Annotated in this window: 15 protein-coding genes; 7 read left to right on the top strand and 8 right to left on the bottom strand. The window is 73.7% G+C overall.

Going from position 1 to position 19,874, the window contains the following annotated elements:
• Window positions 1-42: 42 nt before the first annotated feature.
• From AB0C62_RS03315 to AB0C62_RS03330, 4 genes are all read left to right on the top strand, one after another.
• Window positions 43-1,638 (top strand): alkaline phosphatase D family protein, encoded by a 1,596-nt coding sequence (locus tag AB0C62_RS03315; protein WP_362969376.1) that lies wholly within the window; start codon window positions 43-45, stop codon window positions 1,636-1,638.
• A gap of 221 nt (window positions 1,639-1,859) precedes the next feature.
• Entirely contained in the window at window positions 1,860-3,308 is a 1,449-nt protein-coding gene (locus AB0C62_RS03320; RefSeq protein ID WP_362969377.1) for an SWIM zinc finger family protein, read from the top strand.
• A complete protein-coding gene (locus AB0C62_RS03325; protein WP_362969378.1) occupies window positions 3,305-5,956 on the top strand; it encodes a DUF6493 family protein in 2,652 nt (883 codons plus the stop codon). Before AB0C62_RS03320 ends, AB0C62_RS03325 begins: the two co-directional genes overlap by 4 nt.
• Window positions 5,957-6,178: 222 nt before the next feature.
• On the top strand, window positions 6,179-7,645 hold the full coding sequence (locus AB0C62_RS03330) for a GNAT family N-acetyltransferase (protein WP_362969379.1): 1,467 nt from the start codon (window positions 6,179-6,181) through the stop codon (window positions 7,643-7,645).
• A gap of 150 nt (window positions 7,646-7,795) precedes the next feature.
• On the opposite strand, the gene AB0C62_RS03335 is transcribed toward AB0C62_RS03330, so the two are convergent.
• Complete coding sequence (locus AB0C62_RS03335; RefSeq protein ID WP_362969380.1) at window positions 7,796-9,112, bottom strand: PLP-dependent transferase; 1,317 nt, start codon at window positions 9,110-9,112, stop codon at window positions 7,796-7,798.
• Here AB0C62_RS03335 and AB0C62_RS03340 point away from each other — a divergent pair.
• Window positions 9,074-9,580, top strand: a complete 507-nt coding sequence (locus AB0C62_RS03340) for an Lrp/AsnC family transcriptional regulator (RefSeq protein ID WP_351425551.1) — start codon at window positions 9,074-9,076, stop codon at window positions 9,578-9,580. The two genes, AB0C62_RS03335 and AB0C62_RS03340, sit on opposite strands and share 39 nt — an antisense overlap.
• Before the next feature lie 63 nt (window positions 9,581-9,643).
• Complete coding sequence (locus tag AB0C62_RS03345; protein WP_362969381.1) at window positions 9,644-11,335, top strand: DUF885 domain-containing protein; 1,692 nt, start codon at window positions 9,644-9,646, stop codon at window positions 11,333-11,335.
• A gap of 55 nt (window positions 11,336-11,390) precedes the next feature.
• On the opposite strand, the gene AB0C62_RS03350 is transcribed toward AB0C62_RS03345, so the two are convergent.
• Both AB0C62_RS03350 and AB0C62_RS03355 read right to left on the bottom strand, forming a co-directional pair.
• On the bottom strand, window positions 11,391-11,906 hold the full coding sequence (locus tag AB0C62_RS03350; protein ID WP_362969382.1) for an immunity 21 family protein: 516 nt from the start codon (window positions 11,904-11,906) through the stop codon (window positions 11,391-11,393).
• Window positions 11,907-12,027: 121 nt separating this feature from the next.
• On the bottom strand, window positions 12,028-12,531 hold the full coding sequence (locus tag AB0C62_RS03355) for a rhodanese-like domain-containing protein (protein WP_362969467.1): 504 nt from the start codon (window positions 12,529-12,531) through the stop codon (window positions 12,028-12,030).
• Between the two features lie 349 nt (window positions 12,532-12,880).
• On the opposite strand from AB0C62_RS03355, the gene AB0C62_RS03360 reads away from it, so the two are divergent.
• Window positions 12,881-13,327: an Lrp/AsnC family transcriptional regulator gene (locus tag AB0C62_RS03360; RefSeq protein ID WP_362969383.1), complete on the top strand. Its 447-nt coding sequence runs from the start codon at window positions 12,881-12,883 to the stop codon at window positions 13,325-13,327.
• A gap of 164 nt (window positions 13,328-13,491) precedes the next feature.
• Here AB0C62_RS03360 and AB0C62_RS03365 read toward each other — a convergent pair whose 3' ends face one another.
• The 5 genes from AB0C62_RS03365 to AB0C62_RS03385 all read right to left on the bottom strand — a co-directional run bounded on the left by AB0C62_RS03365 (window position 13,492) and on the right by AB0C62_RS03385 (window position 19,824).
• On the bottom strand, window positions 13,492-16,494 hold the full coding sequence (locus tag AB0C62_RS03365; protein WP_362969384.1) for an SMC family ATPase: 3,003 nt from the start codon (window positions 16,492-16,494) through the stop codon (window positions 13,492-13,494).
• A gap of 46 nt (window positions 16,495-16,540) precedes the next feature.
• A complete protein-coding gene (locus AB0C62_RS03370; protein WP_362969385.1) occupies window positions 16,541-17,704 on the bottom strand; it encodes an exonuclease SbcCD subunit D in 1,164 nt (387 codons plus the stop codon).
• Window positions 17,705-17,811: 107 nt separating this feature from the next.
• The gene (locus tag AB0C62_RS03375; RefSeq protein WP_362969386.1) at window positions 17,812-18,438 is read right to left on the bottom strand and encodes a YigZ family protein; all 627 of its coding nucleotides are present in this window, start codon (window positions 18,436-18,438) and stop codon (window positions 17,812-17,814) included.
• A gap of 115 nt (window positions 18,439-18,553) precedes the next feature.
• Window positions 18,554-19,096: a histidine phosphatase family protein gene (locus tag AB0C62_RS03380; protein ID WP_362969468.1), complete on the bottom strand. Its 543-nt coding sequence runs from the start codon at window positions 19,094-19,096 to the stop codon at window positions 18,554-18,556.
• Window positions 19,093-19,824 carry a hypothetical protein gene (locus AB0C62_RS03385; RefSeq protein WP_362969387.1) on the bottom strand — a complete coding sequence of 244 codons (732 nt, stop codon included), beginning with the start codon at window positions 19,822-19,824 and terminating at the stop codon, window positions 19,093-19,095. The genes AB0C62_RS03380 and AB0C62_RS03385 overlap by 4 nt, the downstream gene beginning before the upstream one ends.
• Window positions 19,825-19,874: the final 50 nt, after the last annotated feature.

The following is a 19,874-nucleotide window of genomic DNA, read 5'->3' on the forward strand; positions in this document are numbered from 1 at the left end:
GGCAGTCCACACCGGCCGAATCCGTCCCCCGGAGGCGCCTTCATGTCGCACCGCCCGCACCGTTCCCTCCCCGGCCGCCGCAGCGTGCTGCGCGGCTCGCTCGCCGCGTCGGCGGCACTGGCTCTGCCCACCGCGCTCGGCTCGGCACCGGCCTTCGCCCTGTCGGGGCGGCCCAGAGCGGACTGGGGTGTCCAGGCCGGTGACGTGACCGCCGACTCCGGGCTCGTCTGGGTCCGCTCCGACCGGCCGGCCCGGATGATCGTCGAGACCTCGGCGACCGAGTCGTTCCGCGACCCGCACCGTTGGCAGGGGCCGTTGCTCGGCCCGGACACGGACCACACCGGGACCACGCGGCTGCGGGGACTGCCCTCCGGCGAGCAGATCCACTACCGCGTCCTGCTCGCCGACCCCGACGACCCGCGCCGTACCGGCGAGCCGGTGGCCGGAACGTTCCGTACGACGCCGCGCGGCCGGCGCGGCGGTGTCCGCTTCCTGTGGTCGGGGGACCTGGCGGGGCAGGGCTGGGGTATCAACCCCGACATCGGCGGCTACCGCATCTACGACGCGATGGCCCGGCTCGACCCGGACTTCTTCCTCTGCAGCGGCGACAACATCTACGCGGACGGCCCCCTCACCGCCACGGCCGCGCTTCCCGACGGCAGCACCTGGCGGAACATCACGACCGAGGAGAAGTCCAAGGTCGCGGAGTCACTGGCCGAGTTCCGCGGCAACTTCCGCTACAACCTGCTGGACGAGAACCTCCGGCGGTTCAACGCCCGGGTGCCGTCGATCGTCCAGTGGGACGACCATGAGGTGCGCAACAACTGGTACCCGGGCGAGGTGATCGCGAGCACGGACAGCCGGTACACCGAGAAGAGCGTCGACGTGTTGGCCGGCCGGGCGCGGCGGGCGTTCAGCGAGTACTTCCCCGTCTCGACGCTGCCACCGGGCCGCCGGGACGGTCGCGTGTACCGGGTCATGCGGCACGGTCCGCTGCTGGACGTGTTCGTGCTCGACATGCGCACCTACCGCAACGCCAACTCGCCCGACGACCAGAGCACGGACCCGCAGGGCATCCTCGGGGCCGAGCAGCTGGAGTGGCTGAAGCGCGAGCTGTCCCGTTCGCGTGCGGTGTGGAAGGTGATCGCCGCGGACATGCCGATCGGTCTCGTCGTGCCCGACACCACCGAGGGGAAGCCGAACATCGAGGCCGTGGCGCAGGGCGACCCGGGCGTACCGCTCGGGCGTGAACTGCAGATCGCGGAACTGCTGCGGTTCGTCAAGCACCGGCGGATCACCGGCACGGTGTGGCTGACCGCCGACGTGCACCACACCTCAGCGCAGCACTACCAGCCCTCGCGGGCCGCGTTCACCGACTTCGAGCCGTTCTGGGAGTTCGTCTCCGGCCCGCTCAACGCCGGCGCCTTCCCGGCGAGTGCCCTGGACGGCACGTTCGGTCCGGAGCGGGTGTTCGTGAAGGCGCCGACCGCCTCGAACGTCTCGCCCGCCGGCGGTTACCAGTTCTTCGGCGAGGTGGACATCGACGGCGGCAGCGGTGAGCTGACGGTGCGGCTGCGTGAGCAGGACGGGTCCGTGCTGTTCACGCAGCGGCTCCAGCCGGGTCGGGTGGGGCAGTAGGGAAGGAACTCCGAGGCCGGACGGGACCCGGCGGCGTACGGCCGAGCGGCGTACACCACCGTGACCGTGCGCGGCGTTCGGATCCCGTACTCTCGAAGCGTCCGCCGCGCACCGGAGTCATCCCCCGGTGCGCGGCTCCACGAGGCCGCCGAAGCAGCCGTTGCCGAGCAAGTCCTCGCAGGTCAGGACCCGTTGTCAGTGGTCGCCTCTACGGTTTTTCCATGACGCGATCTTTGCAGGCCGTGGCCTACACCCGACCCTCCTCGCTGGAGTCCGCACCGGGCGTGCAGCGCCTGGGACTTGAGACCTCGCGGGGCGCGACGCCCGCCGGGATCGAGGACCATCCGCGGTTCTTCACGGGCTTCCTGACGTCACCTCAGGTGGCGGCGGCCGGCCTTCTGGCGGTGGCGGACGTGGCGGCCGCCCGGTACTACCAGCGGGAGCTGCGCGCGTCACTGGACCCGGTGGTCACGGGAAACGGCGACCGGCTCCGCTTCGAGTCCTTCTCCGGCTGCGGCGGGGTGTACGCGCGGCTGGACGTGCTGGACGCGGGTCTGGACGGCGGCGAGGTCGGGCACGGGACGACCAACGTCGACGTCAACAACCCGCTGCGTGAGGCACTTTCCCGAATCGGTGGTGACGATCCGCTGCATCTTCGGGTCGGCCCCGACGAGATGGCCGTGACCACCCTGGACGGCCCGGTCGTGGAGAAGAAGGTGCCCTTGCCCGACCGCTGGCTGCGCGGGTTCGCCGAGGCCCAGGTGATCGCGGCGGGATTCGATCTGCGGGCCGAACTGTCCGCCGCGGAGGCCGTGCGGTTCCTGCGTTCGCTGCCGCGGGGCAGCGCGCGCGGGGCGTCCGGCGGACCGCGTTGGGTGGTGCCGACAGGCCGGGGGCTGCGTCCGACGACCCGTCCGGTCCCCGGCGCGGTCTGCCTGCCCGGCCCGGAGCGGCTGATCGCCCTCCAGCGGGTGCTGCGCCATGCGACGGCCCTGCGTGTGTACGGCCCACCGGTCGCCGGGGACGCGGTCGCGGCGGGCGCCTGGGAAGCGGTGCTGCCGGGCATGCGGCTCACCCTCACGCTCTCGCCGGACGCCTCGCGCGGTTTCTCCGGGGAGGGCGGGGTGCTGGACGCACTGGCCACCGACGAGGCCGGGGAGGACGCCGAGTTGATCGCCGTCCTGCTGGCCTGGGAGCCACGGGTCGACGTGGGCGACCTGGCCGCCTCGTCCGGCCTGTCCGCCGAGCGCGTGCGGGCCGCGCTGGTCCGGCTGGGCACGTCGGGCCGCGTCGGGTACGACACCGCGGAGGCGGCGTACTTCCATCGTGAACTGCCGTACGACGCCGGGCGGGTGGAGCGGCACAACCCGCGGCTGCGCTCGGCACGGGCCCTGGTCGCCGCGGGCGCGGTCGCCCTGGACGGCGACCTCGGCACCGTGACCGCCGACGACGGACACGTGCACCGCGTCCGCGACGCGGCGGGGACGTTGCGCTGTTCCTGCCTCTGGTGGGCGAAGTACCGCGGCGGACGAGGCCCCTGCAAGCACGCGCTGGCCGTGCGGATGGTGCGGCGGGGCACCCGGGGCGGGCACACGCGGGACCCGGCTCCGGCCGGTGCGGGACGCGAGGGGTTCGTGGGAATCCAGGTCGACGGGGGCGCGGGACGATGAGCGGCGAAGCACTGCTGAAGGCGGTACGGGCGGGGTCGACGGTGCAGGCCGCCGGTCTTCTGGACGGGATGACGGACGGCGAGCGGCGGGCCTCTCTGCCCACCTTGAAGGAGCTGCGCAAGGAGTTGCGCGCCGCGCCGTGGAACGCGGAGTCACGGACGGCGTATCCCGCGCTCCACGCGGCGGGGGCGGCCTGCCACACGGGGGCCGCGGGGGCGGCGGCCTGGATCGCAGGGGCGGACATGCGCTGGTCCCAGGCCTCCCCGGGTGTCCTCCTGCATGTGCTGGGCGACCGGGAGTCGGACTGGCTCGCCGATGTCGCCCACCGGCTGGCCACCAGGCCGGTGACGTCCCGGATCCCGTACGCGCTGCTCTCGGGGCTGGTGGGACTGTCCGGCTGCGAGGTCCCGACGACCGACGCCTATGTGCGGGGCTGGTTCGAGGACATCGGCGCTTCGTGGCAGGGCACGGGCTCCGTGGCGGAAAGGCTGCGGCAGGACCCGGCCGTGGCACGGATGGTCACGGCCTTCTTCGAGTCGCCGCAGCTCGCGGGAGAGATCGCCTGGCAGTTCGGCGACGGCCCGGGCAGTTGGTACAACGCGCTGGCGAAGGTGACGCGGGAGGGCGTTCTCGACCGGAAGGTCATGGTGGACGCCTGTGTGGCGCGGTTGCTGCGGGGCGGAGCGGCCGCCGACCAGCGGGTGTTCCTGCGCCTGCTGTCGTGCCTGGCTCCCACCCGGGACGAGGAGCGGGAGCGGACCGCCGACTGGACGGCGCTGGCCACTGAGGCCACCCCGACCGTCGCCTCGCACGCCCAGTCGGTCCTGGCATCGCTCGCCCTGGAAGGCGAGTTGACGTCCGATCAGCTGGCTGAGCTGTCATCGGGTGTCCTCTTCAGGACGGAGAAGAAGCTGGTCCGGGCGCAGCTCGTCCTCCTCGGCAAGATCCTCAGGCGCGATCCCACCGCGGCCGAGACGCTGCTGCCCGCGGTGGCGCAGGCGTTCGGGCACGAGGACACGGACGTGCAGGAGCGCGCTCTGAAACTGGTGGAGCGCCACCTCCCCGCCCTGCCCGCGGCGGGCGACGCGCGCGACCGGCTCAGCGGGCTCGCGGGCGATCTGAGCCCGGGGCTGCGGCTCCGGGCCCGGCGACTCCTGGGCGACGAGCCGCTGGACTCCGTACCCGCCGTGGAGGAGGAGGTCCTGCCGGCCGTGCCGGAGCGGGTGCGGCTGGCGGCGGCCCCGGAATCGGCGGCCGAGCTGGCCGAGGAGGTCGGCGCGCTGCTGGTCTCCGGCGGCGGCGTGGCCACGTTCGAGCGCGCCCTCGACGGCCTGGTCCGTCACGCCCACCGCGACCGGGAGCGTCTGATGGAGGCGCTCGACCCCGTGGTCGCGCGCCGCTGGTGGAAGGACGACGCATCGCGGCACGCCAGGGGGAGCGGACCGTTTCGCCTGTCGCCGCACGGCCTGGACGTCGTCGTCGCGGCGGTGTTCGAGCAGGTCGGGATGCACACGCTGCGTGCGGCGGTGCAGCAGGGCACGACGGAGACGAACTGCCGGCACAGCGGGCTTTCCCGTGCCTTCGAGGCACGCCTGTGGGAGGTGGCGTACCGCATCCGCACCGAGCCGCCACCGTTCCTGCTGGCCACTCCCACCTGGGACACCGGACTCCTGGAGGCCGACGACCTGGTCGCCCGCCTCACCGAGTACCGGAGGCTCGAAACCCGGCCGGGAGCGGCCGACTTCGCCCAGGCACTCCTGCGCGTCCGTCGCGACGACCGGGCGACGGCGGCCGCAGCCGCGGCGCGGGCGCGGGCACTCGGCAGTCCGGAGGGATACCGGCTGGCCCAGTGGCTCACCTCCGAGGCACCCCTGCTGCCCGCGATCCGGCGGCGGACGTCGGGCACCCGTGTCCTCGTCGAGATCGGTGAACTGGAGGAGGTCCAGGGCCTGTTCCCTCCGGAGTTCCGGCTGCTGGGGCGTCCCGTCGCCCTGTTCAAGGACCGCTGGTACTGCCGACACTGGAACACCGCGGACCGACAGCACTGGCTGGCCGTCGCCCCGGGGCGGCGGGAGCTTCTGGCAGCGCGGCTGCTGCACGACATCAGCACCGTCGCCGTGGACGAGAGCCGTGGCGAGGCCGCGGTCCTGCCGCTCCTCGCCGAGACCGACGGCACCGCGGGCGAGGCGCTGCACCTGGCCGTGGCGTACGGCCTGGCGGCCCGTCATCCGGAGGACCGGCTCGCCGCCGTGGACGCCCTGCTGGTCCTCGCCGCGCGGGGAGACCTCGACGCGGGACGGCTCGGCTCGGATCTCGGGGAGCTGGTGGAGCGGGGGGCTCTGAAGCCGTCCCGGCTGGCCGAGTCGATACGGACGGCGGCGGCCACGGGTGCGTACGCCACCGTCTGGTCGGTGTCGCGTGCCCTGCTGCCGCGTCTGCTGTCCGGCCTCGCGGCGGACGCGTCGGGCCCCGGTCCGGTGCGCGGGCTCGGGGACCTGCTGGCCGTCGCCGCCGACTGCGCCGAGAGGTCCGGGGCGCGCGGCGCTCTCGACCATCTGTCCCGGGCTGCCGAGCGGCGCGGCTCGTCCCGAGTGGTCGTGCAGGCCCGCCGGCTGCGGACGGCGCTGACGCAGGAGGCCGCGGCCTGACGGAGGGGGACGGCGGCCGAGTCCGCCTTCATCCCGGCTGCCCCTGGGTGGGCCTCCGGGTGTGCGTGCCCCCGACCGAGCACGCACACCTGCGCGCACGTTCGAGGTAAAGATCCTCAAAAAAGAACTACAAAAGGGGCAGAGCGACACTTAACCGATCAGTCACAAAGCGTTCGTGATCACGCAACACCGTTCCTTCACAGTGTCGGTATGACTCCAGACATGTCTGATGTGACGCGTGCGAAGCACGGACGCCCCGTCCACCACTGGCGACGCGATGTCGTCGAACTCGCGGCGCTCTTCACGGCCGTGGCGGTAGCCGACGGCGTGGCCAACCTGATCGGGCACGGCCCGGACGGCCCCGCCCTGCTGGCGATCTCGGCCGTGCTCCTGGTCGCCACGGCCGGATTCCACACATGGTGGGCACGCCGCCACGGTCACGCACCGCCGACGGGTGATACCGGCACCCGGCCCCTCGCCGAGCGGCGAGCGGCCGGGCCGTCCGACGAACAGGAGAAGCACGAGGGGCTCGGCGCATCGGAGGGCGTCCCCGAGGAGACCGTGCTGTGGCGCATGCGCACGACGGTCAAGGACGCCCCGGGCTCACTGGCCAGGCTGTGCGCCGCCCTCGCCCACCGGCAGGTCGACATCCTGAGCCTGCAGACGCACCCGCTGGCGGACGGCACGGTCGACGAACTCCTGCTGCGCGCGCCCGCCGAGCTGGCCGCGTCAGAGATCACCCGCGACGTGGCACGGGCGGGCGGCAGCGCCACCTGGATCGAGCGGGCGGACGCCCACGACCTCGTGGACGCGCCGACCCGGGTGCTGGGACTGGCCACCCGTACCGCCCTCGACGCTTCCGAACTCCCCCTCGCACTGCGGCAGTTGCTCGGCCGGTGCACCATCCGCTCACTGCCCGCCAAGTCCCCTCTCTCGGGCCGGGCGGCGGAGGGCGCTCCCGTGGAGGGGGCGCTGGAGGACACGGTGATGCGGCTGCGGGCACCGGAGGGCGGAGTCATCACGGTGGAGCGGCCGTACCTGCCGTTCACACCCACCGAATTCGCGCGGGCGCGGGCCCTGGTGGAACTGGACGCGCGGCTCGGTCCGCGGATCCCGGGCGGCAGGGACCTGCTGACGCTGCCGCAGGGCAACGCGATCACCGTGCGGCGCGCCGACATCTCCGACGTCGAGGCGGCCAAGGCGATGCACGAGCGCTGCTCGCCGCGCACGCTGGGCATGCGGTATCACGGCCCGGTCGGTGACGCGGACCGCTACCTCAACCACCTGCTCAGCCCCAGCTTCGGCCGCACCCTGGCCGTGCAGACGGCCTCGGGCCGGATCGTCGGACTCGGCCATCTCCTCTGGGACGGCGACGAGACGGAGGTCGCTCTCCTCGTCGAGGACGAGTGGCAGCGACGCGGCATCGGGACCGAACTCATCGGCCGCCTCGTGACGATGGCCGTGGAGGCCGGCTGCGAGAGCGTGTACGCCGTCACGCAGGCCTCCAACACCGGCATGGTCTCCGCGATGCGCAGCCTCGGACTCCCCCTCGACTACCAGATCGAGGAGGGCACCCTCGTCATCACCGCCCGCCTGGAGGCGACGCCGGTGACCACCTCGCTGCTGCCGTACGACCAGGGCGCGGGCGAGAGCCAGGAGCAGCACGGGACGCGAGCGGTCCGGGACTGATCCCGGAGCCGGTGAACGGGCGCGTCCGTTCACCGGCCGGGCGGAGGCGGCGGCCAGGGACCACCCACGGTGGGCAGGTCACCCGCCTCCCCCCTCTGCCCTTCCCCCCTCCCCCGGGCGCCCCAACACCCCGGCGGCGCCCGGCGAGGATCAGCCGCCGCTCGTGAACCCCAGCGCCGCGTCCAGGTCGGTCCACAGGTCGTCGACGTCCTCCAGGCCCACCGACAGGCGCAGCAGCCGGTCGCTGACGCCCGCGCCCTGTCGGTCCTCGCTGGGCACGATGCGATGGCTGATGGACGCCGGGTGCTGGATGAGGCTGTCGACGCTGCCGAGGCTCACGGCCGGGGTGATGAGCCGGACCCCGGCGATGACCTCGTGCGGGTCGCCGTGCACCTCGAAGGCGATCATGGCGCCGCCGATGCGCGGATAGTGGACGCGGGCCACGCGCGGGTCGTCGGCCAGCCTGCGGGCGAGTTCGGCGGCGTTCGAGGATGCGGCCCGGACCCGTATCGGCAGGGTCGACAGGCCGCGCAGCAGCAGATAGCCGGCCAGCGGATGCAGGACCCCGCCCGTCGCGAACCGCACCTGGCGCAGCCCCCGGGCGAACTCCTCGTCGCACGCCACCACGCCGGCCATGACGTCCCCGTGCCCGCCGAGGTACTTGGTGGCGCTGTGCAGGACCAGCCGTGCGCCCTGTTCGACGGGGCGCTGCAGCACCGGCGTGGCGAAGGTGTTGTCGGCGAGGAGCGGGACGGAGCCGCAGGCGTGCGCGACGGCCCGGAGGTCGAGTTCGGCGAGCGTCGGGTTGGCGGGCGACTCGACCATCACGAGGCCCGTGTCCGGACGCAGCGCGTCGGCGATCCCGGCCGGGTCGACCCAGGTGACCTCGGAGCCGAGAAGCCCCGCGGTGAGCAGGTGGTCGCTGCACCCGTACAGGGGCCGGACGGCGACGACGTGCCGCAGGCCCATCGCATTCCGCACCAGCAGGACGGCGCTCAGTGCGGCCATGCCACTCGCGAAGGCGACCGCGCTCTCGGTGCCCTCGAGCCGCGCGAGGGCGGTCTCGAAGCGGGCGACGGTCGGGTTGCCGAGGCGGGCGTAGACGGGCGGGCCCTCGGGTTCGGCGCCCTCGGCGGCGAAGGCGTCGATCCGGGCGGCCTCCCCGCGGCTGTCGTACGAGGGATAGGTGGTGGACAGGTCGATCGGGGCCGCGTGCAGCCCCAGGGCGGCCAGGTCCTCCCGGCCGGCGTGCACGGCCTCGGTGGCGAGGGCCCGCGGGCGGGCGACGGAAGCACCACCGGCGGCCCGCCTGTCGTCGCGGGCGTCGGCGTCGTACGCGTCAGGGGTGTCGTACACAACGGAGTCCATGGGAGGCAGCCTGAACACCCGACGGGGTTCGGGCGCCGCATCCCGTGTTACGTTCGCGCCATGGCCGATTCCGTCGTACTCGATCCGGTCGATCTTCATCTGCTGCGGCTGTTGCAGAACGACGCACGGACGACGTACCGCGATCTCGCGGCGCAGGTGGGCGTCGCGCCCTCGACCTGTCTGGACCGCGTGACACGGCTGCGACGGGCGGGGGTGATTCTCGGCCATCAGCTGCGGCTGGACCCGGCGAAGCTGGGCCGGGGTCTTGAGGCCCTGCTGTCCGTGCAGGTCCGGCCGCACCGGCGGGAGTTGGTGGGGCCGTTCGTGGACCGGATCAGGCTGCTGCCGGAGTCCCGGACCGTCTTCCACCTCACCGGCCCGGACGACTACCTCATCCATGTCGCGGTCGCGGACATGGCGGACCTCCAGCGTCTGGTGCTCGACGAGTTCACCTCCCAGCGCGAAGTGGCCCGCGTCGAGACGCGGTTGATCTTCCAGCAGTGGGACTGCGGCCCGCTGCTGCCCCCGGCCGCGGCAGGGTCGTCACCAGCGGCGAAATCCGGTTGATGCGGTGACCGGACGGGCGGACCGGGGCTGACGCGGCGGCCGTCCCCGTACGAGGATGGCCGCATGCCACAGACGAAGAAGCCGCTGCCCCGCGAGGTCGCCGACGCGTACGTCGACGATCTCACCGCCCTCGATCCGGTCCTCGGTACCTATCTCGGCGTTCCGGAGAGCTACGGCAGGCTCCCCGACACCTCGCCCGCCGGCCAGGAGGCCGTCGCCGAACTGGCGCGCGTCACCCTCGCCCGGCTCGACGAGGCCGAGCGGCAGCCCGGCGCGGAGAGTGACATCGAGCGCCGCTGCGGCCGGCTGCTGCGGGAGCGCCTCACCGCCGAACTCGCCGTCCACGACGCCGGTGAGGGCCTGCGGGCGGTCGGCAACCTGCACACCCCGGTGCACTCGGTGCGGCAGGTCTTCACGCTGACGCCGACCGGGACGGACGAGGACTGGGCCACCGTCGCGCAACGGCTGCGGGCGGTACCGGCCGCGCTCGCCGGCTACCGCGAGTCGCTCGCCCTCGGCCTGGACCGCAAGCTGTACGCCGCCCCGCGCCCGGCCGCCACGTTCATCGGGCAGCTCACCGAGTGGTCGGACACGGACGGGCAGGGGCGCGGCTGGTTCGAGGACTTCGTCTCGGCGGGCCCCGAGTCCCTGCGCGAGGAACTGGACACGGCGGCGCGGACCGCGACGGAGGCACTGCTCTCCCTGCGGGACTGGATGCGCGACGTGTACGCGCCGACGATCGAGGGCGCGCCCGAGACCGTCGGCCGCGAGCGGTACGCACGGCTCGCGCGCTACTTCAACGGCACGGATCTCGACCTGGACGAGGCGTACGCGTACGGCTGGGCCGAGTATCACCGGCTCCTCGCCGAGATGAGGACGGAGGCCGAGAAGATCCTGCCGGGCGCGTCGACCCCGTGGGTGGCGCTCGCGCACCTCGACGAGCACGGCCGGCACATCGAGGGCGTCGACGAGGTCCAGGCCTGGCTCCAGGGGCTGATGGACGAGGCCATCACGGCCCTGGACGGCACGCACTTCGAACTCGCCGAGCAGGTCAAGCGGGTGGAGTCGCGCATCGCCCCGCCCGGCAGCGCCGCCGCCCCCTACTACACGGCCCCCTCGCAGGACTTCTCGCGCCCGGGACGCACCTGGCTGCCCACGATGGGACAGACCCGCTTCCCGGTCTACGACCTCGTGTCGACCTGGTACCACGAGGGCGTTCCCGGCCATCACCTCCAGCTCGCGCAGTGGGTGCACGTCGTCGAGGACCTGTCCCGCTACCAGTCCGGCGTCGGCCGGGTCAGCGCCAACTGCGAGGGCTGGGCGTTGTACGCGGAGCGTCTGATGGACGAACTCGGCTTCCTCACCGACGCGGAGCAGCGGCTCGGTTACCTCGACGCGCAGATGATGCGGGCCGCCCGCGTCATCATCGACATCGGGATGCACCTGGGCCTGGAGATCCCGGCCGACGCGCCGTTCCACCCGGGCGAGCGCTGGACACCGGACCTGGCGCAGCAGTTCTTCGGCGCGCACAGCAGCCGCCCCGCGGACTTCGTGGAGAGCGAGCTGACCCGCTACCTCACGATGCCCGGGCAGGCCATCGGCTACAAGATCGGCGAGCGCGCCTGGTTGCTGGGCCGCGAGAACGCGAAGCGGCGCCACGGTGACGCCTTCGACGCCAAGGCGTGGCACATGGCCGCGCTGTCGCTGGGTTCCCTGGGACTGGACGACCTGGTGGAGGAGCTGTCCCGGCTCTGACCGCAGCGTGCGCGGGGGCCCGGCACACGCGGGCCGGGCCCCCGCGCACCACGCGTCAGTCCGCCAGCCGCCGCAGCTTGACGAGACCCACCCAGGTCTCGGGTCCCGGCTCGACCTGGGCCGCGCGGACGCCGTAGCGGCCCGGCGCGAGAGCCACCTTCAGGTGGTCGGTGCGCTCGGAGGCGGAGCCCGGCCACGCGGCGTCGAAGAGGACGACGGGGCCGGGCACGTTCCACTGCACCTCCGGATCCCACACGGCCGTCGCGATGGCCGCCGGGACGACGGCGAGGAGTTCGTCCTCGGACTCGGCGGCGCTCCACCGTACGAAGACGCCGTGCTCGGGGAGGTAGGAGGTCGAGGCGGGTTCGTCGCCGAGGACCAGGGCCCTGGAGTCGCCCACGGGTACGAGGCCGATGAAGCCCTCGACGTCACAGGCCCGGTCGTAGTCGGAGGACATCTCGTCGCCGTCCGCCCCCGACCAGAACGGCAGGACCGCTTCCGGGATCGCTATGAGCGGCCCGCCGCCCGACTCCACCCATTCGACCGCACCGGGCTCCGCGTATCTGACCATGGGCAGAAGCTACACGGCGCCCGCCGGCACCCGTTCGGCAGGCGCCCCCGAATCCGCCCGGCACCGGTCCGGGCGGGTCTCGATAGCCCAAGTGGTCGACCATTCAACCCTGTTGGGGCGTTCAGCAGCCGCAGTCGTCCGTGTCCGCGGGCGAGGTCAGCGGGTCGGCGGCGCGGCGCTCACGCCCCTGCCAGGTCTCGAACTCGAAGCCCTCGCGGGCCCAGTACTCGAAGCCACCGAGCATCTCCTTGACCTGGTAGCCGAGTTCGGCCAGGGCGAGGGCCGCCCGGGTCCCGCCGTTGCAGCCGGGGCCCCAGCAGTAGGTGACGACGGGCACCGACCGGTCGAGCAGGTGCCCGGCCTGCTCGGGGATGAGAGCGGTGGGCAGGTGGACCGCGCCGGGAACGTGTCCCTGGTCCCAGGACGCGGTGGAGCGGGAGTCGAGGACGACGAAACCGGGGTCACCGCCGGCGGACAGGGCCGCGGCCACGTCGGACACGTCCGCGTGGAAGGCGAGGCTCGCCCCGAAGTGGGCCGCGGCGGCGGCCGGAGAGGCGGGCGCGATCCGCAGAACGGGGTTCACCGCGGTCGCGTCGCGGGACGCCGACCCGGTATATGCAGGCATCACCGACGACGAGGTCGGGGCCGATTCGACCGCCGGATCGGTGGCCGCGGGTGCCACCGTCGATCCGGTCGCCGGAGCCGTCGGCGACACGTTCGTCGGCGTCGCCTCCGAGGTCGCCGCCGTGTCGGTCTTCGTGCCGGCAGCGGTGCCGTCAGCTGTGACAGTCATGGTCTTGCCTTTCACCCGTGCCCCGCCGGCCCGGTGCCGCCGTCGCCACCCCGGTGCCTCTGCCGCACCGGTCCGGCGGGACTTCCTGACCAGAAATCTACGGTCGGTGATCCCCGCCCTGAAGCGACGATCCACGGCATCACTCTTGATCCGCCGGGGATTCAGCTGGTATTCATCAACGATGACCGCGTATTCCCCGGACGCCACCGACTGGCGCATCCTCGACGTCCTCCAGCGGGAGGGCCGGGCCAGCTTCGCCGACCTCGCCCGGGCCGTCTCCATGTCCGCGAGCGCCGTCACCGAGCGGGTGCGGCGCCTGGAGGAGGCGGGCGTCATCCAGGGGTACGCGGCCGTCGTCGCCCCGGAGAGTCTGGGGATGTCGATCCTCGCCTTCGTCCGGCTCCGCTATCCGAACGGCAACTACAAGCCGTTCCACGACCTCGTCGAGGCGACACCCGAGATACTCGAGGCCCATCACGTGACCGGCGACGACTGCTTCGTCATCAAGGTCGCGGCGCGTTCGATGACCCACCTGGAGACGGTGGCGGGCAAGATCGGCGCGCTGGGCTCGGTGACGACGAGCGTCGTCTACTCCTCTCCGCTGCCCCGCCGCCCGCTGGGCCACTGACACCGACGCGGAGGGCACACCCCGCGTCCGTCCCCGTCGACGCGGTGGTGAAGGGCACCCAGGACCACAGGCGGGTTCCGGTCCGGCTCAGGCTCAGGCTCAGGCTCAGGCTGCCGAAGGCTCCGCCCGCCGTCGTCTGCATCGCGCTGCGGTGAGCGCCCCGGTCATCCCTCGGCGCCCCGCTGCCGCACGACCGACCCCGTCCTCCCCTTCACCACTTCGAGCTGGGCGTGGATGCGACGACGCAGGTCGGCGACGTGGCTGACGATGCCGACGCTGCGGTCGCGCTCGCGCAGCGAGTCGAGGACGTCGAGGACCTCGTCGAGGGTCTGGTCGTCGAGGCTGCCGAAGCCCTCGTCGATGAAGAGCGTGTCGAGCCGGACCCCGCCGGCCTCGTCGGTCACGACGTCCGCGAGACCGAGGGCGAGGGCGAGGGAGGCGAAGAAGGTCTCGCCACCCGAGAGCGTCGCCGTGTCGCGCTCGCGTCCGGTCCACGCGTCCACGACGTGCAGACCGAGCCCGCTGCGGCCACGGCCGGCGCGGTCGTCGGAGTGCACGAGGGTGTAGCGCCCGGAGGACATGCGCTGGAGGCGTACGGTCGCGGCGGCCGCCACCTGCTCCAGACGGGCGGCGAGCACGTACGACTCCAGGCGCATCTTGCGTTCGTTGTCCGCCGACGTGCCCGCGGCGAGACCGGCCAGCCCGGCCACACGGTCGTACTCCGCACGCAGTGGGGCGAGCCGTACCACTCCCCTGGCCGCGCGGGCGGAGAGGCCGTCCAGCTCGGTGCAGCGGCGGGCTGCCGCGTCCTGCGCGGAGGCGGCCTCCCGCAGGCGCCGGTCGGCCGCTTCGGCGGCACGCTCGGCGGCGGGCAGCTCCGCGGGCGGGCGGCGGGCGGCGTCCGCCGTGCCGGCCTCGGTGAGCACGGCGCGGACCGCGGACTCCTCCAACTGCCAGGCGTCGAGCCGTCGTTGAAGGTCGCGATGCGCCTCGTCGTCGAGCAACGCGTCGGCTGCGGCCTGCGGGGTCTCGAACCCGGCACGGAAGGCGGCATCGGCCAGTCGCGCGTCGGCGTCCTTCAGCCGCTGCGCGGTGTCCTCGAACGCGCGGGCGCTGTCCGCCGCCTCGGTGAGGAGCGCGGTCTGCCGCTCCAGCTGGGCGGCACGCACGGTCACGCTCACGGCGGCACCGCGCGCCTGCTCCAACTCCCCTTCCAGCGAGGCCTTCTCGCGGTCGAGGGCGTCCCTGAGGGAGGCGCGTGAGGCGACCCGGCGGGAGGCCTCCTGCTGGGAGGCCAGCCGCTGCCGGTGTTCCCGCTCGGTCTGCTCACGGGCCTCGCGTGCCGCGTGCAGCCCGGAGGCCGCTCTGCGCGCCTGGTCGAGGGCGCGCTCCAACTCGTCGGTCTCTTGCGTGAGTTGTCCGGTCGGTGCGTCTCCGGCCTCGGCGGTGGCGGCGGCCAGGGCCTCGCGGACGACGCCGAGGCGCCGTTCGGCGTCGGCGCGCTCCTCGTCGGCGCGCTGGTAGGCGGCGAGGGCGCGCTCCTCCGTCTCGCGGTCGACGTGTCCGGCGATCTTCCGGGCGGGGGCGGGGTGTTCGGTGGCTCCGCAGACCGCGCAGGCCTCCCCGTCGACGAGGCCGGCGGCGAGTTCGGCGGCGATGCCCTGGAGGCGCTGTTCCTTCAGGTCGAGCCACCGGGTGCGGGCCTCGGTGGCCGTCTCGCGCGCGGTGAGGGTCCGCTCGTGGGCGTCCTCGGTGTCCCGGGCGAACTGGTCGCGCTGGCGGGCCGCGCCGAGCCGCTTGATCGCGGGGTCGCGCTGGACGCCGAGCTGTTCGGCGCGGGAGGCGGCGTCCTGCGCGGCCTCGATCCGTGTCTCGATGTCCGCGCGCAGGTTCTCGCAGTCGGCGAGCCAGCTCTCGGTGTCCTGGAGGACGTCCTCGTCGGCCCGCTCCTGGCGGTCCAGTGCGGCGCGTTCCGTGCCGAGTTCGATGAGGCGGCGCTCCGCGCGGCGTGCCGATTCCAGGCCGCCGAGTTCCTCCGCGGCCTTGCGTGCGGCGACGGCCAGTCCGGGGGCTCCGGCCCCGGCGAACGTCTCCGGCAGGGCGGCCCGCGCGCGGGCCTCCGCGTCGGCCGCCCGCCGGTGCTCGGCCTCGGCCGCCTCGCGCAGGTCGAGCGCGGGAGCGACCGCCTCTGCCTTGCGGGCGCGCTCCATGCGTGTCCGGGCGTCCTGGTGGGCCTCGGCGCGGTCCTCCAGGCGTGCGGCCCGCTCCCGCGCCTCGGTGAACCGGCGCTGCAGCCGGTCCACTTCACGTACGTCGTCCAGTGCACGGTCCGCCGCCGCCTGCGCCGACTCGGCGGCCCGGCGCGCGCAGTGGGCGATGGTCGACCGCTCGCGCGCGGTGCTGCGGGCGACCGCGGCCCAGGCGAGCACGGATTCGGCGAGACCCGGATCGCCCGGGGCCAGGTCGGGGAAGGGAACCTCGGTGGTGTCCCCCGCCTCCTGGTGCATGCGGTGGGCGTCGGCGAGCAACGCGGCGTCGCCGGAGCGCACTTCGGCCTCGGTGGCACGGCGCCGCTCGGCGAGGCGCTTCTCGACCTCGGCGAACCGGTGGGTGTCGAAGAGCCGGCCGAGCAGTTTGCCGCGGGCCTCGGCGTCGGCGCGCAGGAAGCGCGCGAAGTCTCCCTGGGGCAGCAGCACGACCTGGCAGAACTGCTCGCGGCTCATGCCGAGCAGCTGGGTGATCTCCTCGCCGATCTCCTGGTGGGAGCGGCTGAGGTCCGTCCACGCGCCGGCCGCGGGGTCGTAGGCGCGCAGCCAGCTCTGCGCCTTCTCGGTGGTGGTGCCGGTGCCGCGCTTCTTGGGGCGCGCCCAGGGCGGCTGCCGGGTGACCTCCAGGCGCCTGCCGGCGACGGTGAGTTCGAGGCGGACCTCGGTGCGGGTGGCGGGGGCCGCGTGGTCGCTGCGCAGGCCGAGGCCCTGGCCGCTCTGCCGGGCGCCGGGGACCGCGCCGTACAGCGCGAAGCAGACGGCGTCGAGGACGGAGGTCTTGCCGGCGCCCGTCGGTCCGTGCAGCAGGAAGAGCCCTGCGGCGGACAGCTCGTCGAAGTCGACCCGCTGGGTGCCGCCGAAGGGGCCGAAGGCGGTGATGTCCAGGCGGTGCAGCCTCATCGGGTCCTCTCGATGTCCGGGCGGGTGATCCCCGGGGGGTGGGGCGTCACCGGGCGGTCTCCCGTACGGTCTCGTCGGCGCGGACGGCGTCGAACGCGTCCCGCAGCACGGCCTGTTCGCTCGGGTCGGGGCCGGCTCCGCGCACGTGGGCGACGAAGTCCTCGGCGATCTCCTGTTCGCTGCGGCCGGCGAGCCGTCGCGCGTACGAGACGTCGGGGTCCTGCGTGGCGCGCTCGGGGTCGAAGACGAGGCTGAGCGTGTGGGGAAAGCGCTCGGTCAGCCGGGCCATGGGGTCGGCGGGCCGCACCGGGTCGGTCAGGGTGGCCTCGACCCAGGCGTCCTCGTGGCGCGCGAGGCCCGGGTCGGCGAGCAGGTCCTCCAGGTGGCCGCGGACGCGGGCGAGGCCGCGCGGGGCGGGGCAGTCGATCCGCTCCGCGTCCAGGGAGCCGTCGGGTCCGAGGTCCACCAGCCACATGGTCTTGCGGTGGTCGGCCTCCGAGAAGGAGTACGGCAGGGGGGAGCCCGAGTAGCGCACGCGCTCGCTGATGGTCTGGCTGCCGTGCAGGTGGCCGAGGGCGGTGTAGTCGACGCCGTCGAAGACCCCGGCGGGCACGGAGGCGACCCCGCCGACGGTGATGTCCCGCTCGCTGTCGCTCACCGCGCCGCCGGTGACGAAGGCGTGGGCGAGGACGACGGAGCGGGTGCCAGGGGCGCGCGTGGCGAGGTCGGCGCGGACCCGGTCCATCGCGGCGGCCAGCACGGCTTCGTGGCCCGGCTTCTCCACGCCGAACTCGTCCTTCACCAGGGCCGGTTCGAGGTACGGCAGGCCGTAGAAGGCGACGTCGCCGTGGCCGTCGGTGAGCACCACGGGGGTGCCGCAGGCCGCGGCGTCGGTCCGCAGGTGGATGCCCGCCCGGTCGATGAGGCCGGCGCCGACGCCGAGACGCCGCGCCGAGTCGTGGTTGCCGGAGATCATCACCGTGGGCACGCCGAGGTCGGCCAGCCGGTGCAGGGCGTCGTCGAAGAGCTGGACCGCGGCGAGCGGCGGGACGGCACGGTCGTACACGTCTCCCGAGACGACCACGGCGTCCACCTCGCGCTCGCGCGCGGTGTCGACGAGATGGCCGATGAACTCGGCCTGGGCGTCGAGCATGTTCACCCGGTGGAACGCCCGGCCCAGATGCCAGTCGGAAGTGTGCAGGAGCCTCATGATCCCCGAAGGGTAACGGCCGGGTCTGACATCACGGGCGGTTACTCCCGTATCAGCCCGTCATGACCGCCACGGAGTTGACCGTTTCGTCCTGTTCGCCCTGCCTGTCACACGTCTCCGTAGGCCTCCCCGCCCAGCTCGAATCCGGCTGTCCCCGCTGTCGCGTCGGCCAGCCAGGCGCGGAACGCGGCCACGTCGGCGTCGGGCAGCCCGATCTCGATGGTGACCGCCTCGCCGTAACGAACATCACGTACCTCGCGCCCGGTGGAGCGCAGATCGTTCTCCACCTTGCCGGCCCGCTGGTGGTCGACCGTGACGGTCGCCAGCCGGAACCGGCGGCGGGTGATGGTGCCCAGTTCGTCCAGCGCCTCGCCCACCGAGCCGCCGTAGGCCCTGATCAGTCCACCGGCGCCGAGCTTGACCCCGCCGTAGTAACGGGTGACGACGGCGACGACGTACCGCATGTCGCGGCGCAGCAGCATCTGGAGCATGGGGACGCCCGCGGTGCCGCCCGGTTCTCCGTCGTCGCTCGCCTTCTGCACGGCCGCGTCGGCACCGATGACGTAGGCGGAGCAGTTGTGGCTCGCGTCGGCGTGCCGCTTACGGACGCCGGCGATGAAGTCCTGGGCCTCCTGCTCGGTGGCGGCCGGGGCCAGGGCGCACAGGAAACGGGAGCGGTTGATCTCGGTCTCGTGGACACCCGCGCGGGCCACGGTGCGGTACTCGTCCTGCATCGTCCCAGCGTATGCGCTGTACGCGCGCGTGCCCGACGGCGGTGCCCGCCCGACCGGCACCGGAGGGACGGGGGCCGGCCGGCGAGCGGTCGGCCCCCGTCCCTCCGGTGCCGGATCAGGCCTTCTTGCCGCGTGGCACGGCGACGTCCGTCAGCAGTGCCGTGCCGGGCGCCAGTTCGTGCCAGCCCGCTCCGTGCCAGACGAGGACGGCGACGGCCGAGGTCGGGTACTTCGTCCTGACCTGGTCCAGTGTGTCGTCGAGGCCGTCCCCGGCGAGCGTGAGGATCAGCTCCTCCAGTCCGGGGTTGTGCCCGATCAGCAACAACGTCCGCACGCGTTCGGGGACTTCGCGCACCGCTTCGAGCAGCTCGGGTACGTCCGCCGCGTACAGCCGTTCGTCGACCAGTACCGGCGGCGGCGTGCCCCACTGGTCGGCCGCGAGCTCCCAGGTCCGCCGGGCGCGTACGGCGGTGGAGCAGAGCGCGAGGTCGGGGATCCAGTCGGCGTCGGCCATGGCGCGGCCGGCGGCGGGCGCGTCCCGCAGGCCGCGCGGCGCGAGCGGGCGCTCGTGGTCGGGGACTCCGGCCGGGTAGGCGGACTTCGCGTGCCGCAGCACGACGAGTCTGCGCCGCGGACCGGCCTGGGCGCGCCGGTTCACCACGTCGAACCGATCTCGCGGGTGAGTTCGAGGCCGAGCAGCCGGTCGGCGTAGGCGTAGGACTCGAAGCGGGCGCCCTCCGCGACCTCGGACGTCTCCATCCAGCGCAGCACGTCCAGCACGGCGGGGATGTCCAGGTCGTCCTCCCAGGCTGTGCGCAGCCGCAGGCGTACGTCGTCGGGGACGGCCTTGGACGGCCGGGTGGCCCAGCCGGCGACGGCGCCGCGCCAGCGCTTGAGCGTGCCCTCGGCGTCGGCCAGCGTTGCCGCGTCGAGACGCAGCGGCTGGTCCCTGCGGGGCGCGAGCAGCGCCAGCCGCAGGACGGTGGGGTCGGCGGGAACGGGAACCGGGCCTCCGTCGGTGTCGACCGGCGCCACCTCGAACCGGACGGCGTCCGTCGGGGTGCCGCCGGTGGCGCGCGCCTCGACGGTCTGGGTCGCCACCGGTCCCGTCCCGGTGTCGTGATGCTCCTCGAAGGGCCTGATGCCGAGTCCGGCCGCGCTCTCCCGCAGCCTGTCCGCGTCCGCAGGATCCTCGGCCGACGTCAGCGTCGCCCACACGGGGTTGCTGCCGACCTCCAGGGCCCGCACCAGGACGTCGGCGCAGACCAGCACCCGCAGCGCCGTGGCGTCGAACGTGTCCACGCGCGCGTGGACCCGGACCAGACCGCGGCGGGCGCGGGCGGCGTCGATGAGTTCGCCCGTACGGGCGTCGAGGATACGGAGCACGAGCTGAGCCTAGGCGGGTGGGCGGCCGGGGGCGGGGAGGTGGGAGCCAT

Origin of the sequence: Streptomyces sp. NPDC048643, assembly GCF_040650615.1 — a bacterium.
In the GTDB taxonomy this organism is placed as follows: Bacteria; Actinomycetota; Actinomycetes; order Streptomycetales; family Streptomycetaceae; genus Streptomyces.

Excerpts from the sequence above, each read along its gene's own strand:
- AB0C62_RS03315 (WP_362969376.1), top strand. The coding sequence starts at position 43 with ATGTCGCACCGCCCGCACCGTTCCCTCCCCGGCCGCCGCAGCGTGCTG.
- AB0C62_RS03320 (WP_362969377.1), top strand. The coding sequence starts at position 1,860 with ATGACGCGATCTTTGCAGGCCGTGGCCTACACCCGACCCTCCTCGCTG.
- AB0C62_RS03325 (WP_362969378.1), top strand. The coding sequence starts at position 3,305 with ATGAGCGGCGAAGCACTGCTGAAGGCGGTACGGGCGGGGTCGACGGTG.
- AB0C62_RS03330 (WP_362969379.1), top strand. The coding sequence starts at position 6,179 with ATGTCTGATGTGACGCGTGCGAAGCACGGACGCCCCGTCCACCACTGG.
- AB0C62_RS03340 (WP_351425551.1), top strand. The coding sequence starts at position 9,074 with ATGGCCGATTCCGTCGTACTCGATCCGGTCGATCTTCATCTGCTGCGG.
- AB0C62_RS03335 (WP_362969380.1), bottom strand. The coding sequence starts at position 9,112 with ATGAAGATCGACCGGATCGAGTACGACGGAATCGGCCATGGCGCGAAC.
- AB0C62_RS03345 (WP_362969381.1), top strand. The coding sequence starts at position 9,644 with ATGCCACAGACGAAGAAGCCGCTGCCCCGCGAGGTCGCCGACGCGTAC.
- AB0C62_RS03350 (WP_362969382.1), bottom strand. The coding sequence starts at position 11,906 with ATGGTCAGATACGCGGAGCCCGGTGCGGTCGAATGGGTGGAGTCGGGC.
- AB0C62_RS03355 (WP_362969467.1), bottom strand. The coding sequence starts at position 12,531 with ATGCCTGCATATACCGGGTCGGCGTCCCGCGACGCGACCGCGGTGAAC.
- AB0C62_RS03360 (WP_362969383.1), top strand. The coding sequence starts at position 12,881 with ATGACCGCGTATTCCCCGGACGCCACCGACTGGCGCATCCTCGACGTC.
- AB0C62_RS03365 (WP_362969384.1), bottom strand. The coding sequence starts at position 16,494 with ATGAGGCTGCACCGCCTGGACATCACCGCCTTCGGCCCCTTCGGCGGC.
- AB0C62_RS03370 (WP_362969385.1), bottom strand. The coding sequence starts at position 17,704 with ATGAGGCTCCTGCACACTTCCGACTGGCATCTGGGCCGGGCGTTCCAC.
- AB0C62_RS03375 (WP_362969386.1), bottom strand. The coding sequence starts at position 18,438 with ATGCAGGACGAGTACCGCACCGTGGCCCGCGCGGGTGTCCACGAGACC.